General features: G+C 72.4%; 14 protein-coding genes. 9 read left to right on the top strand and 5 right to left on the bottom strand.

Features of this window, described 5'->3' with window-relative positions; all coding sequences use genetic code 11:
• Positions 1-60: 60 nt before the first annotated feature.
• From ABT403_RS10900 to ABT403_RS10890, 3 genes are all read right to left on the bottom strand, one after another.
• Positions 61-294: a metallothionein gene (locus tag ABT403_RS10900; protein ID WP_344154652.1), complete on the bottom strand. Its 234-nt coding sequence runs from the start codon at positions 292-294 to the stop codon at positions 61-63.
• A gap of 88 nt (positions 295-382) precedes the next feature.
• Complete coding sequence (locus tag ABT403_RS10895) at positions 383-1366, bottom strand: DEDDh family exonuclease (protein WP_344154655.1); 984 nt, start codon at positions 1364-1366, stop codon at positions 383-385.
• Between the two features lie 54 nt (positions 1367-1420).
• Positions 1421-2044 (bottom strand): TetR/AcrR family transcriptional regulator, encoded by a 624-nt coding sequence (locus tag ABT403_RS10890; protein ID WP_344154658.1) that lies wholly within the window; start codon positions 2042-2044, stop codon positions 1421-1423.
• Positions 2045-2195: 151 nt separating this feature from the next.
• Here ABT403_RS10890 and ABT403_RS10885 point away from each other — a divergent pair, with 151 nt between their 5' ends.
• Genes ABT403_RS10885 through ABT403_RS10870 form a run of 4 tightly spaced genes read left to right on the top strand, consistent with a single transcriptional unit; the run spans position 2196 to position 6394 of the window.
• Positions 2196-2993: an acetoacetate decarboxylase family protein gene (locus ABT403_RS10885; RefSeq protein WP_344154661.1), complete on the top strand. Its 798-nt coding sequence runs from the start codon at positions 2196-2198 to the stop codon at positions 2991-2993.
• A gap of 1 nt (position 2994) precedes the next feature.
• Positions 2995-3879: an SDR family NAD(P)-dependent oxidoreductase gene (locus ABT403_RS10880; protein ID WP_344154664.1), complete on the top strand. Its 885-nt coding sequence runs from the start codon at positions 2995-2997 to the stop codon at positions 3877-3879.
• A gap of 11 nt (positions 3880-3890) precedes the next feature.
• Positions 3891-5177 (top strand): amidohydrolase family protein, encoded by a 1287-nt coding sequence (locus ABT403_RS10875; protein ID WP_344154667.1) that lies wholly within the window; start codon positions 3891-3893, stop codon positions 5175-5177.
• Positions 5174-6394, top strand: coding sequence for an amidohydrolase family protein (locus tag ABT403_RS10870; protein ID WP_344154670.1), 1221 nt, complete (start codon positions 5174-5176; stop codon positions 6392-6394). The genes ABT403_RS10875 and ABT403_RS10870 overlap by 4 nt, the downstream gene beginning before the upstream one ends.
• A gap of 21 nt (positions 6395-6415) precedes the next feature.
• On the opposite strand, the gene ABT403_RS10865 is transcribed toward ABT403_RS10870, so the two are convergent.
• On the bottom strand, positions 6416-9490 hold the full coding sequence (locus ABT403_RS10865; RefSeq protein ID WP_344154673.1) for an NACHT domain-containing protein: 3075 nt from the start codon (positions 9488-9490) through the stop codon (positions 6416-6418).
• 92 nt (positions 9491-9582) lie between these two features.
• On the opposite strand from ABT403_RS10865, the gene ABT403_RS10860 reads away from it, so the two are divergent.
• The 3 genes from ABT403_RS10860 to ABT403_RS10850 are packed head-to-tail and all read left to right on the top strand — an operon-like array spanning position 9583 to position 12211.
• The gene (locus ABT403_RS10860; protein ID WP_344154676.1) at positions 9583-10461 is read left to right on the top strand and encodes a sterol desaturase family protein; all 879 of its coding nucleotides are present in this window, start codon (positions 9583-9585) and stop codon (positions 10459-10461) included.
• Positions 10458-11138, top strand: coding sequence for a lysoplasmalogenase (locus ABT403_RS10855; protein ID WP_344154679.1), 681 nt, complete (start codon positions 10458-10460; stop codon positions 11136-11138). Before ABT403_RS10860 ends, ABT403_RS10855 begins: the two co-directional genes overlap by 4 nt.
• A gap of 29 nt (positions 11139-11167) precedes the next feature.
• Entirely contained in the window at positions 11168-12211 is a 1044-nt protein-coding gene (locus ABT403_RS10850; protein ID WP_344154682.1) for a zinc-dependent alcohol dehydrogenase family protein, read from the top strand.
• Positions 12212-12283: 72 nt separating this feature from the next.
• Here ABT403_RS10850 and ABT403_RS10845 read toward each other — a convergent pair whose 3' ends face one another.
• A complete protein-coding gene (locus ABT403_RS10845) occupies positions 12284-13831 on the bottom strand; it encodes a S8 family serine peptidase (protein ID WP_344154685.1) in 1548 nt (515 codons plus the stop codon).
• Between the two features lie 280 nt (positions 13832-14111).
• On the opposite strand from ABT403_RS10845, the gene ABT403_RS10840 reads away from it, so the two are divergent.
• Entirely contained in the window at positions 14112-14471 is a 360-nt protein-coding gene (locus tag ABT403_RS10840) for a DUF485 domain-containing protein (RefSeq protein WP_344154688.1), read from the top strand.
• Positions 14468-16093 (top strand): monocarboxylic acid transporter, encoded by a 1626-nt coding sequence (locus tag ABT403_RS10835; protein WP_344154691.1) that lies wholly within the window; start codon positions 14468-14470, stop codon positions 16091-16093. Before ABT403_RS10840 ends, ABT403_RS10835 begins: the two co-directional genes overlap by 4 nt.
• The last annotated feature ends 106 nt before the right edge of the window (positions 16094-16199 follow it).

Genomic DNA, 16199 nt, shown 5'->3' with positions numbered 1-16199 from the left:
GGGAAAGGACCCCGGAGGCCGGGTGGCCTTCCGGGGTGGAGGGGGAGGAAAGGGGACGGGTCAGACGCGGTCGACGATGCCCACCTTCCCCTCCGCGCGGGCGCAGTGCCCGCCGCAGAACCACTGCCCCTCGACCTCCACGCCCTGCCCGATGATCTGGACCCGGCAGTGCTCGCAGATCGGCGCCATGCGGTGGATGGCGCAGGAGAAGCAGTCGAAGACGTGAATCGCGCCCTGTGCATGAACCTCGAAGGACATGCCGTAGTCGTTTCCGCAGACCTCACAACGTGCCATGCGCCGCATGCTTCGCGGGCCGGCGGACCGGAACAAGATCCACGGGGGTGAGTCGCCGCGCCTGCACCCGCCCGGAGCAACGCCCGGGCTACTTCTCCCCGGCGGGCGCCACGTCCCGCAGCAGCTGCGTGAAGGCCGCCTCGTCCACCACGGGGGTGCCGAAGGCCTTGGCCTTGACCGTCTTGGAGGTGGCGGAGTCGGGGTCGTTGGTCACGAGCAGGCTGGTGAGCCGCGACACACTCGTCGCCACGTGCAGCCCGGCCTCCACGGCCCGGTCCTCCAGCAGCTCCCGGTCCACCGAGGTGTCACCCGAGAAGGCGACCCGCATGCCCTGCTTCAGCGGCTTGCCGTCCTCGAACCGCCCCGGGTTCGGGTACGGGGAGGGCGTCAGCTTCCGCGAGGCGCGCCAGCTGCCCCCGCCTCCGTAGGAGGCCTGGTAGCCGACCCGGGGCCGGGCGGGGGAGTCCGACCACTCCGTCAGCGGGCGGCACTCCAGCAGGGGCAGCCGTACGCCGTCCCGCGCGGCCGCGTGCAGCGACGGGCGGAAGGCCTCCGCCAGCACCCGGGCGTCGTCGAGCGCGTGGTGGGCGCGCTGCTGGACCACCCCGTAGTGCGCGGCGAGGGACTCCAGCTTGTGGTTGGGCAGCGGCAGGTTCAGCTCCTTCGACAGGGCGATGGTGCACAGCCGCTGGCGCACCGGCGCGGCGGACGAGGCCCGCGCGTACTCCCTGGCGATCATCTGCCAGTCGAAGATGGCGTTGTGCGCGACGAGGACCCGGTCGGCGAGCCGCTCGGCGAACTCATCGGCGATGTCCTCGAAGAGGGGCGCGTCCGAGAGCATCTCGCTGGTCAGGCCGTGGATCCAGATCGGGCCCGGGTCCCGGCGCGGGTTGACCAGGGTGTACCAGTGGTCCTCGACTTCGCCCCGCGCGTCGAGCCGGTAGACGGCCGCGGAGACTATCCGGTCGTCGCGAGCGAGCCCGGTCGTCTCCACGTCGACGACCGCGTACCCCTGGGGGTAGGCGGTCGGCCACGTCGTGTCTGCGGTCGTACGGTCGTCGAGCATGGTCATAGAGAATACGGGCCCTCACCGACAGTTCCGGCCCGCCGCCGTCCGCGGGCCGGCTCACCCGCCGGCCAGCAGGGCCTCCGTCAGGGCCCGCACCGACAGCACGAAGAGCCGTTCGGGGTCCGCCGGGCGCGCCAGGGCGCGGGCCAGGTCCGGGTCGTCGGGGGCGGCCGCCGGCTCCCACAGCTCGCCCTCGCCGGGGGACTGGACGGGGGAGCGCTCGCGGTTGCGCTCCACCAGGACGAAGCCCACCACCTGGAACTGGACGGCGCGCACGGCGTCGGCCGCGCGGGCCCCGCTCAGCCCCGCCGCCCGCACCTCGGCGACCAGCGCCCGCTGGGCCGGCAGGAACATGCGGTCGGTCAGGCCGCGTTCGTGGACCATCGCGATCAGGTGCGGCCGCTCGCGCAGTTCGCGGCGCATGGTGCGGGCCACGGAGACGATGCGCTCGGCGGGGGTGCGGCCGGCGGGCCGGACGGCGCCGCCCATGTCCCGGACGGTCCGCTCGACGAGGGCGTCCAGGAGCTGCTCGCGGTTGCCCACGTGCCAGTAGATGGAGGTGACCGCCGTACCGAGCTCGGCGGCCAGCTTGCGCATGGTGAGGGCGGCCGGTCCGTGCCGCCTGACCAGCTCGGCGGCCGCCGCCAGTACCGCCTCGCGGGTGAGCGGGCTCCTCGCCATCGGCTTCCTTCCCCGGGTCCGGTGATCCGACGCACCGTCAGTTTTGGTGCGTGCGGCCCTCTTTACCCTTCATCGGCGGCGGTGTAACTGTGTTACAGAACCCGCTCCCCGGACCCCGTCCGGGGGGACCCCCAGAAGGGTGGTGCGGAACATGGCACGCGTACGGTACGGAGCGCGCACCGAGGCGGAGATCGCCGCGTCGCGCGAGAAGAGCTCGAACCTCCCCGACATCTGGTCCACCGGCGTCGTGGCCGTCTGGGAGACCGACCCGGACGTGGTGGCGGCCGTCCTGCCGCCGCCGCTGAAGCCCGCCGAACGGCCCCTCGTACGGGCCAACATCAGCAAGGTCGACCTCCCCGGCTACCCGCTCGGCGCCGGCTCGGTGGCCGTCTCCGCCCGGCACGGCGGGGTCGAGGGCTGGTACCCGCTGGTCATGCCGATGACCCACGAGCGCGCCCTGACCGGCGGCCGCGAGGTCTTCGGCGAGCCGAAGAAGCTCGGCGAGGTCACCGTGGAGCGCGACGGGCTGGTCGTCCGGGCCTCCCTCGCCCGGCACGGCATCGCCTTCGTGGAGGTGCGCGGGGCGGTGGACCGGGCGCTGCCGGTACCCGGACCGGCCCGCAAGACGGACTTCTACTTCAAGTTCCTGCCGGCCGTCGACGGCTCCGGCTTCGAGGACGACCCGGTCCTCGTGCACTGCACGCGCAACGAGAAGGTCCGGAAACTGGAGCACCTCACCGGCGACGTGATCCTGCGCGAGTCGATGTTCGACCCCGTCGCCGACCTGCCCGTCCGCCGGCTCGTGGAACTCACCATCGGCGAGAAGACCACCGACCAGCAGGGCCGGGCCGTCGAACGGGTCAGCGCCCAGGCCCTGCTCCCCTACCTCCACCAGCGCTACGACGACCCGCAACAGGCCTTCGACGGCCCGCCCGAGGGGAGTGCGTGACATGAGGCTCGACACCGGACAGGTGGCCGTCGTCACCGGCGCCGCGAGCGGCATCGGCCTGGCCATGGCCCGCCGCTTCGCCGCCGAAGGCCTCAGGGTGGTCCTCGCCGACGTCGAGGAGGGCGCCCTGCGCAAGGCCGCCGACGAGCTGCGGGCGGAGGGCGCCGAGGTGCTCGCCCGCACCGTCGACGTCAGCGACCGCGACTCCGTCGTCTCCCTCGCCGACGCCGCCTACCAGGCCTTCGGCGCGGTCCACGTGCTGTGCAACAACGCGGGCGTCGGCTCGGGCGCCGAGGGCCGGATGTGGGAGCACGAGCCCAGCGACTGGCAGTGGGCCTTCTCCGTCAACGTCTGGGGCGTCTTCCACGGCATCCAGGCCTTCGTCCCCCGCATGATCGCCGGTGGCGCCCCCGGGCACGTGGTCAACACCTCCTCCGGCGACGGGGGCATCGCCCCGCTGCCCACCGCCTCCGTGTACGCCGTCACCAAGGCGGCCGTGGTCACCATGACCGAGTCCCTCTACGCCCACCTCAAGGCGGAGGGCGCCTCCGTCGGCGCCTCCGTCCTCTTCCCCGGACCGCACATGCTGCGCACCGGACTGTGGGAGTCGCACCGCAACCGCCCCGAGCGCTACGCGAAGGAGCGGCCGCGCAAGTCCCCGTACCGCACCCTCGACCAGTACGAGTCCGCCATGCGCGCGGCCGGGCACGAGGTGCGCTTCACCCCGGTCGAGGAGGTCGCCGGACACGTCGTCGACGGCATCCGCGCCGACCGCTTCTGGATGCTCCCGGCCAGCGAGCACAGCGACCGGCAGATCCGCGCCCGCTCGCAGTCCATGCTCGACCGCGCCAACCCCGCCTACCTGGAAAGCTTCATCCTCGACTGAGGAGAAACAGCGTGAACGCGTACGAAGACCCGTACCTGATCATCTCCTCCGACTGCCACGCCGGACTGCCCACCGAGCGGTACCGCCCCTACCTCGACTCCCGGTTCCACCGTGCCTTCGACGAGTTCCTCGGCCAGCGCGACGCCCGCCGCGAGGAGGCCACCCGCCTGGGCATCCGCAACGAGGCCTTCGCCGAGAAGTGGTTCCACGACCACGAGGAGGGCCTCAAAGGCGGCTGGGACAGCGCCCAGCGCCTGAAGGAGCTCGACGGCGACGGGGTCGCGGCCGAGGTCGTCTTCCCCGACGCCGACGCCGTGGACAGCCAGACCGCCGCCCCCTTCGGGGTGGGCCTGGGCCTCTCCGGCGACCAGGACCCCGAGCTCGGCATGGCCGGAGCCCAGGCGCACAACCGCTGGCTCGCCGAGTTCGTCTCCCGCAACCCCGAGCGGCACTGCGGCGTCGCCCTGCTGCCCGTCACCGCCGAGCCGGCCAAGGTCGTCGCCGAGATCCACCGGGCCAAGGAGTCCGGCCTCGGCGCCCTGATGATCCCCTCCATGTGGGTGGACAAGGCCCCCTACCACGACCGCCGCTACGACCCCGTCTGGGCGGCCGCCGCCGAGACCGGGATGCCCGTCGTCACCCACTCGGGAGCCGCTCCGCGCCACGAGTACGGCGACCACCTGGGCATCTACGTCTCCGAGGTCACCTGGTGGCCGGCCCGGCCGCTGTGGTTCCTGCTGTGGTCCGGTGCCTTCGAGCGCCACCCTGGCCTGAAGTTCGGCGTCGCCGAGTCGGGCTGCTGGTGGCTCCCGAACCAGCTGTGGTTCATGGACCGCCTCTACCTCGGCGCGCACGGCGGCAAGAAGCTCTCGCCCTTCGCCGAGCTGAAACGCCCGCCGAGCGAGTACCTCGACCGCCAGGTCTTCGTCTGCGCCACCAACACCAAGCGGCGCGAACTCGCCCAGCGCTACGAGATCGGCGTGGACAACATCCTGTGGGGCTCGGACTTCCCGCACCCCGAGGGCACCTGGCCCGACACCCGCGACTGGCTGGCGAAGACCTTCCACGACATCCCGGTCGCCGAGACCCGGCGCATGCTGGGCCTGGCGGCGGCCGAGGTCTTCGGCTTCGACACGGCGAAGCTCGCCCCGCTCGCCCGCCGGATCGGCCCCACCCCGGCCGAACTGGGCCAGAGCCCGGACCAGGCCGCGGTGGAGGCCTCCTGGGCCCGCTCCCGCGAGACCGGCCGGCACTGGCTCACCGGCGAGGACTTCCCGGTATTGGGGGTCACGTCATGACCGGGGACCGCTACACGGTCATCTCCGCGGACTGCCACGCGGGCGCCGACCTGCTGGACTACAAGCCGTACCTGGCCAAGCGCCACCACGACGCGTTCGACGCCTGGGCCGCCACGTACGTCAACCCGTACGAGGACCTCCTCGCGGACACCGCCGACCGGAACTGGAACTCGGCCCGCCGGCTGGCGGAGCTGGAGGCGGACGGGATCGTCGCGGAGGTGGTCTTCCCGAACACCATCCCGCCGTTCTTCCCCAAGGCCTCCCTGATGGCCCAGCCCCCGTCGGCGGCCGAGTACGAGCTGCGCTGGGCGGGCCTCCAGGCGCACAACCGCTGGCTGGCCGACTTCTGCGCGGACGCGCCGGGCCGGCGGGCGGGGGTGGCGCAGATCCTGCTGAACGACGTGGACGCGGCGGTGAAGGAGATCCGCCGCACCCGGGAGGCCGGGCTGACGGGCGGCGTCCTGCTGCCCGGCGTCCCGCCCGGCTCGACGGTGCCGGAGCTGTACTCGGACGCGTACGACCCCATCTGGGCGGTCTGCGACGAACTGGACGTCCCGGTCAACCACCACGGCGGCTCGGCGTCCCCGCCGCTGGGCGACGAGCCGGCGGCCCGCGCCGTCTTCATGGTGGAGACCACCTGGTTCTCGCACCGCGCCCTGTGGCACCTGATCTTCGGCGGCGCCTTCCGCCGCCACCCGGGCCTGAAACTGGTCCTGACGGAACAGGGCTCGGGCTGGATCCCCGGCGTCCTCCAGATGCTGGACTACTACCACGGGCGCCTGGTGGCGGCCTCGTCCACGGCGGAGTCCAAGTTCGGGGCGGGGCTGGCCGACTCGATGGGCAAGGGCCCGAGCGAGGTGTGGCGGGACAACTGCTTCGTGGGGGCCAGCTTCATGCGCCCCCACGAGGTCCCGCTGCGGGAGCGGATCGGCCTCGACAAGATCATGTGGGGCAGCGACTACCCCCACGACGAGGGCACCACCCCGTACTCCCGCGAGGGCCTGCGCATCGCGTACGCGGGCCTCCCGAGGGAGGAGGTCGCGGCGATGGCCGGCGGCAACGCGGCCCGGGTGTACGGCTTCGACCTGACCCTGCTGGACGCGGTGGCGGCGAAGTGCGGCCCGCTGGTCTCGGAGGTGGCCGAACCGCTGACGTCGGTCCCGCCGGACGCCACCAGCCCGGCCTTCGCCCGTGGGGGGTCGGTCCGGGTCTGGTGACGTGGGTTCCCGCCGGGCGGATCACCAGGGGCTCAGCCTCTTGATCCGCTCGGGCGGGATCCGCTCCAGGCCCCGGACGTTGCCCTTCGCGCCGAGTGTGATCGTCAACCGGTCCAGGTCCGCGAGCGGGGTGAGGTCGTGGCTGCCCGTGGACCCGGTCAGGGTCAGGTCCGTGAGCTCGGGAAGGTCGCGGAGCGCCGCAAGGCCGTTCGGGCTCTGGCAGTTGCCGAGGTGCAGCTCCCTGAGCTGGGGTTGGCTGAGCAGTGCCGCGGGATCCAGGTCCTCGTGCTCCAGCACGTTGAGGGTGCGGAGCCCGGGAAGCGCCGGCAGCCCGGCCACCTCGTCGAGGAGCCCGGGCCCACTGACGGTCAGCAGGTCCAGCCGGGGCCAAGGCGCCAGGGAGTCCAGCCGGGGCTCGGGGCCGAGCAGTACGAGTGCCTTGAGGGACTGAGGGGCAGGCAGGTCGGAGACGCGCCGCACGCCGGTCGGCGTCTTGAGCGTCAGCCATTCGAGCGCGGGCAACTCCGCCAGGGGGGAGAGGTCCAGCCCGGCGGGCAGGTCGGTCAGCACCAGGGTCCGGAGTCGTGGAAGCGCGGTGAGCGGCCCCAGCCCGGACAGTGCCGGGCAGCTGTAGAGACCCAGGTATTCGAGTTCCTCGTGGACGGTCAGCGCCCCGAGGTCCGTCAGCCCGTTGCGGAAGAGCACCAGGTTCGTCAGCCGCCGGTCGGCCGGCCACTCCGGGATCCCCCCTGCATCGCTGATGTGCACCCGTTCCACGTGCGGCAGCCGGGCCAGATCGGCCAGCTGCTCGGGAGTGCGGACCATGAGCATCGCCTTGCCCAGGGAGGCATCGGCCAGGACCTCTTCGGTGAACTCCGCACTGTCGAAGTCCCCCCAGCTGCGCGCGATCTCCCACTGCACGGCGCTGCGGTCGTCATGGCGGAAGCGGGCGACCACCCCCAGGGCCCGGTCCCCGCCGACCAGCGCCGCCGTCCGCACGCAGGCGGCAGCCTCGTCCCGGGAGAGTTCCTCGGGCTGCGGGAGCAACTCCAGTACCAGCTCCCCGGCCTTCGCCAGTTCCTCCGCCTCCTCCGGCGTGCGCGGCGGCAGCAGTTCGGCCGTCCGGGACTGGATCTCGCTCCGCAGGGCCGGGTCCAGTTCCGGGGCGTGTTCCAGGCAGGCGGCGGTCAGGAGGGTCAGGCGGTTGCGAGCCGACTTGACCTTGTCGGCCCGCTTCAGCAGGCCCCGCAGGATGCGGGTGCGTTCGTCCGGGCGGGCGTGGCCCACCGCCATGCGGACCACGTCGTCCCAGGTGTCGTCCTGGGCGTTGCGTACGAGGACCCCGAAGTCGCGGGACTCCACCGCCGCCTTGGCGCCCAGGTAGTCCTGGAAGGTGCGGTGGACGAAGTCCACCGAGCCCTTCACCGGCTCGCGCAGCAGCCCGCTGCGGATCAGGAGGTGGGTGAAGACCTGCTCCGGGTCACCCTGGACCTGCGGCATGACCTCCAGCCACTCCGCGACCAGCTCGACGGCCTCCTCCCGCCCCGCCTCCACCTGGCCGTTGCGGATCAGCCAGTACGCGAACCGCTGGAGCAGCAGGATCTGTTCGTCCCGGGTGAGGTAGACCCCCTCCACCCCCGCGATCTCCCGCTCCGTGTCCCGCCGGACCAGCAGCATGTCCAGCGCCGCGTCGTACAGCTCCTTCCGGGCCCGGGGCAGCCGCATCCGCCGGTCCCGGTTCAGGGCGCACAGCAGCGCGCACATCAGGGGGTTGGTGGCGAGGCGGCCCAGGTCGCGGCGGGCCGTCACCGCCTCGCGCAGCGAGGTCTCGTACGCGTCCAGGTCCTCGCCCGGGCACTCCGCCCGCGCGGCGCGGTGCCAGTGCCCGATGAAGGCGCCCACCTCCTCCCGCTCCATCGGCAGCAGCGCGTGCGGGACGAAGCCCTGCCCCGCGAGCCAGTCCTCCGGTACGGCCGACGGGCGGGTGGTGACCACGTAACGGGCCTTCGGGAAGGCCGAGATCAGGGAGCGCAGCCAGGTCTCCGTACGGCCGCGCAGCCGCTGCGGGACCTCGTCCACCCCGTCCACCAGGACCAGCGCCCGGCCGCTCAGCATCAGCTCCTCGACCCAGCCGGGCGGCGCCGACAGCGGCACCCCGGCGGCCCGGAGGAACTCCTCCGGCAGGGGCAGTGCCTCCGCCGTCGTGAAGGACCGCAGCCGCAGCACGAACGGTACGGACAGGGCCCAGGACCCCTCGGTCTGCCGGGCCGCGTTCAGTGCCAGCCACTGGAGCAGGGTGCTCTTGCCCGAGCCCGCCGGGCCCCGCAGCAGGACCCGTTCCGCCGCGCCGAGGGCCTGCTCCGCCCGGACCGTCGTACGGTGCGGCCCCGCCTCGCCCGGCAGCACCGGCGGCTGCTCGCCGCTCACGCCGAGGCTGATGTACGCCAGGTCCAGCGGCCATTCCTCCCGGGCCCGGCCGGTGGTCAGGCCGAACAGCTGGAGCCGGCCGTGGGTGTCGGCCACCCAGCGGGCGTACCGCTCCTCGAAGGCGTGCCCCGCCCCGTCGCCGGCCCGTCCGGCCAGCCGGTCCACCGACCGCTGCAACGCGCCCGCGCGCCGCACGAGTTCCACCTCTGCCCGCGCCCCGAACGAGGGCAGCGTCGTCAGGTACTCCACCGTGTGCGCGCAGGCCAGCCGGACCAGGTCCCGGGCCACGGCCTGCGCCGACGGGCTCAGCCCCGCCCCCGCCGGCACCGGGAGCAGCGCGGCCAGTCGTACCGGGTCCAGGTCCGCCGCGAAGACGGCGTCGGCGTCCACGCCGCCCAGCCCCGCGAAGGCGTCGGCGACCGCGTCGAGCGCCGCCAGCCGTTCGTGCTCCGGCAGCCGGGCGGCGGCCCCGCCCAGCCGCTCCGCCAGCTCCCCGGCCAGCCTCCGCGCCTCCGGCTCGCCGAGCTCCTCCGGCCGGCGCCAGCGCGCGGCCGGCCGCAGCGCGCGGTCCGTGAGGCCCGCGCCCGGGACCTGGCCCAGCCGGGACCTCCACAGCCACCCCGCCGCCGTGCTCGCCGCCCGGAGTGCGGCGGTTTCCACCCCTGCCATGCGCCCTCCCCCTTGTACCCCGGGTAACCCCGTCGGATACTGATCGGTAACAACCCCTAGCGGCACCCCGGAACCCGCCCTAAGGTGCGCCCATGCCAAATCTGCCCGATGTCGTGCTGTGGTCCATACCCGCCTTCGTGCTGCTCACCGTCATCGAGGTGGTCAGTTACCGGCTCCATCCCGACGAGGACGCCGCCGGCTACGACGCCAAGGACGCGGTCACCAGCGTCACCATGGGGCTCGGCAGCATCGGCTTCGACCTGCTCTGGAAGATCCCGGTCGTCGCGGTCTTCACGGCCGTCTACGAACTGACGCCGCTGCGGGTGCCGTTCCTGTGGTGGACCGCCCTGCTGATGCTGCTCGTCCAGGACTTCCTCTACTACTGGCAGCACCGGCTCCACCACGTCATCCGGATCCTGTGGGCCTGCCACGTGGTCCACCACAGCAGCCGGAACTTCAACCTCACCACCGCCCTGCGCCAGCCCTGGACCAGCGCGACCACCTGGTGGTTCTACCTGCCGATGGTCGCCCTCGGGGTGCACCCCGCCGCGATCCCCTTCTGCTACGGCATCAACCTGCTCTACCAGTTCTGGGTGCACACCGAGCGCATCGGGAAGCTGCCGCGCCCCTACGAGTACCTCTTCAACACCCCCTCCCACCACCGCGTCCACCACGCCTCCCAGGGCGGCTACCTGGACCGCAACTTCGGCGGCATCCTGATCGTCTGGGACCGGATGTTCGGGTCCTGGGTGGGGGAGACGGACCAGCCCGTCTACGGGCTCACCAAGAACATCGACACCTACAATCCGCTGCGCGTCGCCACCCACGAGTACGCCGCCATCGCCCGCGACGTCCGCGCCGCCCGCAGCTGGCGCGAGCGCGCCGGGCGGGTGTTCCGGGGGCCCGGCTGGCAGCCCTCCCCGGCGGCCCCGGCCGCGCGGCCCGAGAAGGCGCCGGAGCCCGCCGCGTGAGCGCCGTCCAGTCCCGTGTGCGGCGCGTACCGGAGAGCGCCGGTACCGCCGGGCGGGTGCTGCTCGGTGCCTTCGCCGTGGCCTCGGCCGCCGACCTCCTCTCGCTCCTCGCCGGCTGGCACCCGGGGCACCTGATCGCCAAGCCGCTGCTGATGCCGCTGCTGGTGGGATACGTGCTCACCCTCCGGGCGCCCCGGCTGCTGGTGGCCGCCCTGCTCTTCGGCTGGGGCGGGGACCTCGCCCTGCTCTTCGACGCCGAGCCCGCCTTCCTCGTCGGCATGGGCTCCTTCGCCGCCGGGCACGTCTGCTACCTGGCGCTGTTCGGGCGGGGCCGGACCAGCCCCGCGCTCGGGGGCGCGTACGCCGTGGCGCTCGTCGGGACCGTCGCGCTGCTATGGCCCGACCTGCCGGCGGACCTGCGGATCCCCGTGGCCGGCTACAGCCTGCTGCTGGCCTCCATGGCCTACCGCTCCAGCGCGCTGGGCCGGGTCGCCGGGGCGGGCGGGGCGCTGTTCCTGCTCTCCGACACCCTCATCGCCACCGGGGTGGCCGAGTGGCCGCAGCTGCCCCGACCCGACTTCTGGATCATGGCGACGTACCTGGCGGCCCAGTACCTGCTGGCCCTGGGAGCGGTCCGTCGGGAGCAGGCGTACCGTAGGGAAGTCATACAAGACTGAACGATCTTCAACCGGAGGGCTGCACCACCATGCGCGCCACCGTCATCCACGCCCCGCACGACATCCGCGTGGAGGAGGTGCCCGACGCTGCGATCCAGCGCCCCGAGGACGCCGTCGTCCGCGTGCTGCGCGCCTGCATCTGCGGCAGCGACCTGTGGGCCTACCGCGGCGAGGCCCAGCGCCAGCCCGGCCAGCGCATCGGGCACGAGTTCCTCGGCATCGTCGAGGAGACCGGCTCCGCCGTCTCCGGCCTCAAGGCCGGCGACCTGGTCGTGGCCCCCTTCATGTGGTCCGACGGCACCTGCGACTACTGCTCCGAGGGCCTGTACACCTCCTGCGTGCACGGCGGCTTCTGGGGCTCGGTCGGCTTCGACGGCGGCCAGGGCGAGGCCGTACGGGTCCCGCACGCCGACGGCACCCTGGTGAAGCTGCCCGCCGCGGCCGCCTCCGACGACCACCTGCTGACGGGCCTCCTCGCGCTCTCCGACGTCATGGGCACCGGCCACCACGCCGCCCTGGGCGCCGGCGTCCGCGCGGGCTCCACCGTCGCCGTCGTCGGCGACGGGGCGGTCGGCCTCTGCGGGGTCCTCGCGGCCAAGCGGCTCGGCGCCGAGCGGATCATCGCCCTGGGCCGCCACAGCGCCCGTACCGACATCGCGAAGCTCTTCGGGGCCACCGACGTGGTCGCCGAGCGCGGTGAGGCGGCCGAGGCGGCCGTCCGCGAGCTGACCGGCGGACAGGGCGCGCACGCCGTCATCGAGGCCGTGGGTACCGAGCAGTCCATGCGCACGGCCGTGAACATCACCCGCGACGGCGGCGCCATCGGCTACGTCGGCGTCCCCCACGGCAGCGGCACCGGCCTGGACCTCGGCGTGATGTTCGACCGCAACATCAGCCTGCGCGGCGGTGTGGCGCCGGTCCGCGCCTACATCCCGGAGCTGCTGGAGGACGTGCTGAGCGGCGCGATCGACCCGTCGCCCGTCTTCGACCGGGCCGTGTCCCTGGACGAGGTCCCGGACGGCTACCGCGCGATGGACGACCGCAGCGCCCTCAAGGTCCTGATCAAGCCCTGACCCGGCGGGCGTCACGAGGGGCCGGGCGGGTGATCCCCGCCCGGCCCTTTCCGCTATCGCTAGTCTCGTCCGCTACCGCTTGACGGCCTTGAGGGCGTCGACCACGCCCGCGCCGTAGAAGCCGGTCTGGCCCCACTTGGCCTGGTAGGTGGTGGCGTCGATCAGGTTGCCGGTGCCGTCGTAGATCTTGTCCGGGCAGGCGGTCTTCGTCGCCTGGGCCTTGAGCATGGCCTGGAGCTGCGTGGGCGTGGCCCACGGGTGCGCGCTCTTGAGCAGGGCCGCGACGCCCACGACGTGCGGGGTGGCCATCGAGGTGCCCTGCTTGTAGCCGTAGCCGCCGCCCGGGAGGGTGGACAGGACGCGGCCGTTGGCGTCGGGGGTGGCCGGGATCTGCCACTTGTCGCCGCCGGGGGCGGCCACGTCGACGACGCCGAGGCCGTAGCTGGAGTAGTACGACCGGAAGCCCTTGTCGCCGGTCGCGCTGACCGTGACCACGCCGGGCAGCTGCGCGGGCAGGTCCAGGCAGACCTTCGGGTCGATGGTGCGCGGTGACGGGGTGGCGTCGTCCGGGCTGGTGTCGTCGGTGATCGAGGCGGCGGCCAGGTCCCAGTTCTCGTTTCCGGCCGCGGCCACGTTCAGCACGCCCTTGCGCTCGGCGTACTTGCCGGCCCGGGTGAGGGCCTCCACCAGCGCCTTCTGGTCGTCGTCCGTCTTGCAGTTGAAGTACCAGGGGTCGACGTAGTAGCTGTTGTTCGTCACCGCGATCCCCTTCTCGGCGGCGAACATGAACCCGCAGACGACCGCCTCGGTGTAGAAGAGGCTGGTCCCCGGCTCGCTCACCTTGATCGCGGCGACCTTGACGCCCGGCGCGACCCCGCTGACGCCGATCCCGTTGCGCGCGGCGGCGATGGTGCCCGCCACGTGCGTGCCGTGGTCGCTGCCGTCGGGGTACGGGCGCCAGGCGCCGTCGGTGGTGTCCGCGACACCGCCGACGCAGTTGGCTGACTGCCCCTTGGAGAAGTTCGGGGCGAGGTCGGGGTGGGTGTCGTCCACACCCGTGTCGATGACGCCGACGGTGACGTCCCGGCTGCCCGCCTCGATCTTCTGGGCCTGGTCGGCCTTGATCGCCCGCAGGTCCCACTGGTTGGCCTCCAGGGGTTCCTGCCCCGGCTCCGCCGCCGCCGCGGCCCGCGCGGCGTCCGCGTCGCCCAGCCGCTGGGTGGTGCCCTCCTCGGTGGTCTGCACCGTCTTGAGGGGGGCCGTACGGGTGGCTCCCACGGACACGAACAGGTTCCGCTGGGCCCGCAGCTGCTTGGCGAAGTCCGGGTTCTGGGAATGTGCGACGACGACGCCGATCTGTTCATAGGACGTCACCACCGTCCCGCCGGCCTGCTCGATGGCCTTCGCGGCCTGCCGGGCCGTGCCGTACGCGGTCAGGTTCGCCACGTACGAGAGCGCGGGGCCGGTGGCGGCGGCCGGCGCGGCCGTCGCCGGACCCGCCGTGTCGCCCAGCGGCGTGGCCGAGGCAGCCACCGAGGGCAGGAAGGCGAGTGAGGCCGTGAGCGCCAGACCGACCGGAACGGCGAGGGCACGCCGGCGGCCGGATCCCAGATGAGCCATGGGTTCTCCACATCATCCGTGAAGGAGCAGTCCGCACGCGGTCGCGCCGGACGCGTTCATGACAAGCGAACCTAGCGCCGCCGTTCCCCTTTGCGCCATCAGTTCGAGAAATCGGCGGTTCTCGGCCGTTCGGAAGGCGGAGCCGCCACGGAAACCACGGGTGTTGAACCGTCCCGGTCCCCCGGCCGTGCCGTTGACCGGGGGGCTCGGCACCACCGCCCCCCACACGGAGGTTGTTTTGTCCGTCCCCACCGCACCCGCGCCACAAGGAGAACCCCCCGTGACCACGCAAGCAGCGCCGCCGCCGGGCGGCGCGGGACCGGCCCAGGTGTCGCCCGAAGAATTCGCGCGCGTCCAGCAGAGCCCCGAATTCACCGAACTGCGCCGTTCCTACCGTTCCTTCGCCTTCCCGCTCACCGTGGCCTTCATCGCCTGGTACCTGCTCTACGTCCTGCTGTCCAACTACGCGGGCGGCTTCATGGGGACCAAGCTCTTCGGCAACATCAACGTCGCCCTCGTGCTCGGACTCGCCCAGTTCGCGACGACCTTCCTGATCGCCTGGCTGTACTCGCGGCACGCCGCCGCCAAGCTCGACCCCAAGGCACAGGCCATCAAGAACCGTCTGGAGGGCGGAGCATGAGCGCCATCCCGCACCTGACGACCGCCGCCGGCGCCACCGAACACCGCCCGCTGATCATCACCCTGTTCGGGCTGTTCGTCGTCGCCACCCTCGTCATCACCGTCTGGGCCGGCCGCCAGACCAAGGACGCCGCCGACTTCTACGCCGGCGGCCGCCAGTTCACCGGCTTCCAGAACGGCCTCGCCATCTCCGGCGACTACATGTCCGCCGCGTCCTTCCTCGGCATCGCCGGAGCCATCGCCCTCTTCGGCTACGACGGCTTCCTCTACTCCATCGGCTTCCTCGTCGCCTGGCTGGTGGCCCTGCTGCTGGTCGCCGAGCCGCTGCGCAACTCCGGCCGCTACACCATGGGCGACGTGCTCGCGTACCGGATGCGCCAGCGGCCCGTCCGCACCGCCGCCGGCGCCTCCACCATCGTGGTCTCGATCTTCTACCTGCTCGCGCAGATGGCCGGCGCCGGCGTGCTCGTCTCCCTGCTGCTGGGCATCACCGCCGACGGCGGAAAGATCGCCGTGGTCGCCCTGGTCGGCGTCCTGATGATCGTCTACGTGACCATCGGCGGGATGAAGGGCACCACCTGGGTCCAGATGATCAAGGCGGTGCTGCTGATCGCGGGAACCCTGCTGATCACCTTCCTGGTGCTGCTGAAGTTCAACTTCAACATCTCGGCGCTGCTCGGGCAGGCCGCCGAGAACAGCGGCAAGGGGGCGAAGTTCCTGGAGCCGGGACTCAAGTACGGCAAGGACTCGCTCACCAAGCTGGACTTCTTCTCCCTCGGCCTCGCCCTGGTCCTCGGCACGGCGGGCCTGCCGCACATCCTGATCCGCTTCTACACCGTGCCCACCGCCAAGGCCGCCCGTAAGTCCGTGAACTGGGCCATCGGCATCATCGGCGCCTTCTACCTGATGACGATCGCCCTCGGCTTCGGCGCCGCCGCCCTGCTCAACCGCGACGACATCATCAAGTCCAACAAGGCCGGCAACACCGCCGCCCCGCTGCTCGCCCAGGCCGTCGGCGGCGGCCCCGACTCCACCGGCGGCGCGATCCTCCTCGCGGTGATCTCCGCGGTGGCCTTCGCCACCATCCTCGCGGTGGTCGCAGGCCTCACCCTGGCCTCCTCCTCTTCCTTCGCGCACGACATCTACGTCAACGTCATCCGCAAGGGACGGGCCACCGAGAAGGAGGAGGTGCGCGCCGCCCGCCTGTCGACCGTGGTCATCGGCGCCGTCGCGATCTTCCTCGGGGCGCTGGCCCGCGACATGAACGTCGCCGGTCTGGTCGCCCTCGCCTTCGCGGTCGCCGCCTCCGCGAACCTGCCGACCATCCTCTACAGCCTCTTCTGGAAGCGCTTCACCACCCAGGGCGCGCTCTGGTCCATCTACGGTGGCCTGATCTCGGCGGTCGGCCTGGTGCTCTTCTCCCCGGTCGTCTCCGGGAAGCCCACGTCGATGTTCAAGGACGCCGACTTCTACTGGTTCCCGCTGGAGAACCCGGGCATCATCTCGATCCCGCTCGGCTTCCTCCTCGGCTGGCTGGGCACGGTCCTCTCCAAGGAGGAGGCCGACCCGCAGAAGTTCGCCGAGCTGGAGGTACGCTCCCTCACCGGCACCGGGGCCCACTGAACAGAGGCTCCCCGAAACCGTACGAACACGGTGCGTGGCCGCGTCGTACTTCCGTACGACGCGGCCGCGTTACGTCTCGTTCATTCGGGCACCCCTCGGGGACACG

It is taken from the genome of Streptomyces sp. NPDC000075, from assembly GCF_040301925.1.
GTDB classification, from domain to species: Bacteria; Actinomycetota; Actinomycetes; order Streptomycetales; family Streptomycetaceae; genus Streptomyces; species Streptomyces polychromogenes.
This window is presented reverse-complemented; position numbering and strand designations above follow the sequence as displayed.

Excerpts from the sequence above, each read along its gene's own strand:
- ABT403_RS10900 (WP_344154652.1), bottom strand. The coding sequence starts at position 294 with ATGGCACGTTGTGAGGTCTGCGGAAACGACTACGGCATGTCCTTCGAG.
- ABT403_RS10895 (WP_344154655.1), bottom strand. The coding sequence starts at position 1,366 with ATGACCATGCTCGACGACCGTACGACCGCAGACACGACGTGGCCGACC.
- ABT403_RS10890 (WP_344154658.1), bottom strand. The coding sequence starts at position 2,044 with ATGGCGAGGAGCCCGCTCACCCGCGAGGCGGTACTGGCGGCGGCCGCC.
- ABT403_RS10885 (WP_344154661.1), top strand. The coding sequence starts at position 2,196 with ATGGCACGCGTACGGTACGGAGCGCGCACCGAGGCGGAGATCGCCGCG.
- ABT403_RS10880 (WP_344154664.1), top strand. The coding sequence starts at position 2,995 with ATGAGGCTCGACACCGGACAGGTGGCCGTCGTCACCGGCGCCGCGAGC.
- ABT403_RS10870 (WP_344154670.1), top strand. The coding sequence starts at position 5,174 with ATGACCGGGGACCGCTACACGGTCATCTCCGCGGACTGCCACGCGGGC.
- ABT403_RS10865 (WP_344154673.1), bottom strand. The coding sequence starts at position 9,490 with ATGGCAGGGGTGGAAACCGCCGCACTCCGGGCGGCGAGCACGGCGGCG.
- ABT403_RS10860 (WP_344154676.1), top strand. The coding sequence starts at position 9,583 with ATGCCAAATCTGCCCGATGTCGTGCTGTGGTCCATACCCGCCTTCGTG.
- ABT403_RS10850 (WP_344154682.1), top strand. The coding sequence starts at position 11,168 with ATGCGCGCCACCGTCATCCACGCCCCGCACGACATCCGCGTGGAGGAG.
- ABT403_RS10845 (WP_344154685.1), bottom strand. The coding sequence starts at position 13,831 with ATGGCTCATCTGGGATCCGGCCGCCGGCGTGCCCTCGCCGTTCCGGTC.
- ABT403_RS10835 (WP_344154691.1), top strand. The coding sequence starts at position 14,468 with ATGAGCGCCATCCCGCACCTGACGACCGCCGCCGGCGCCACCGAACAC.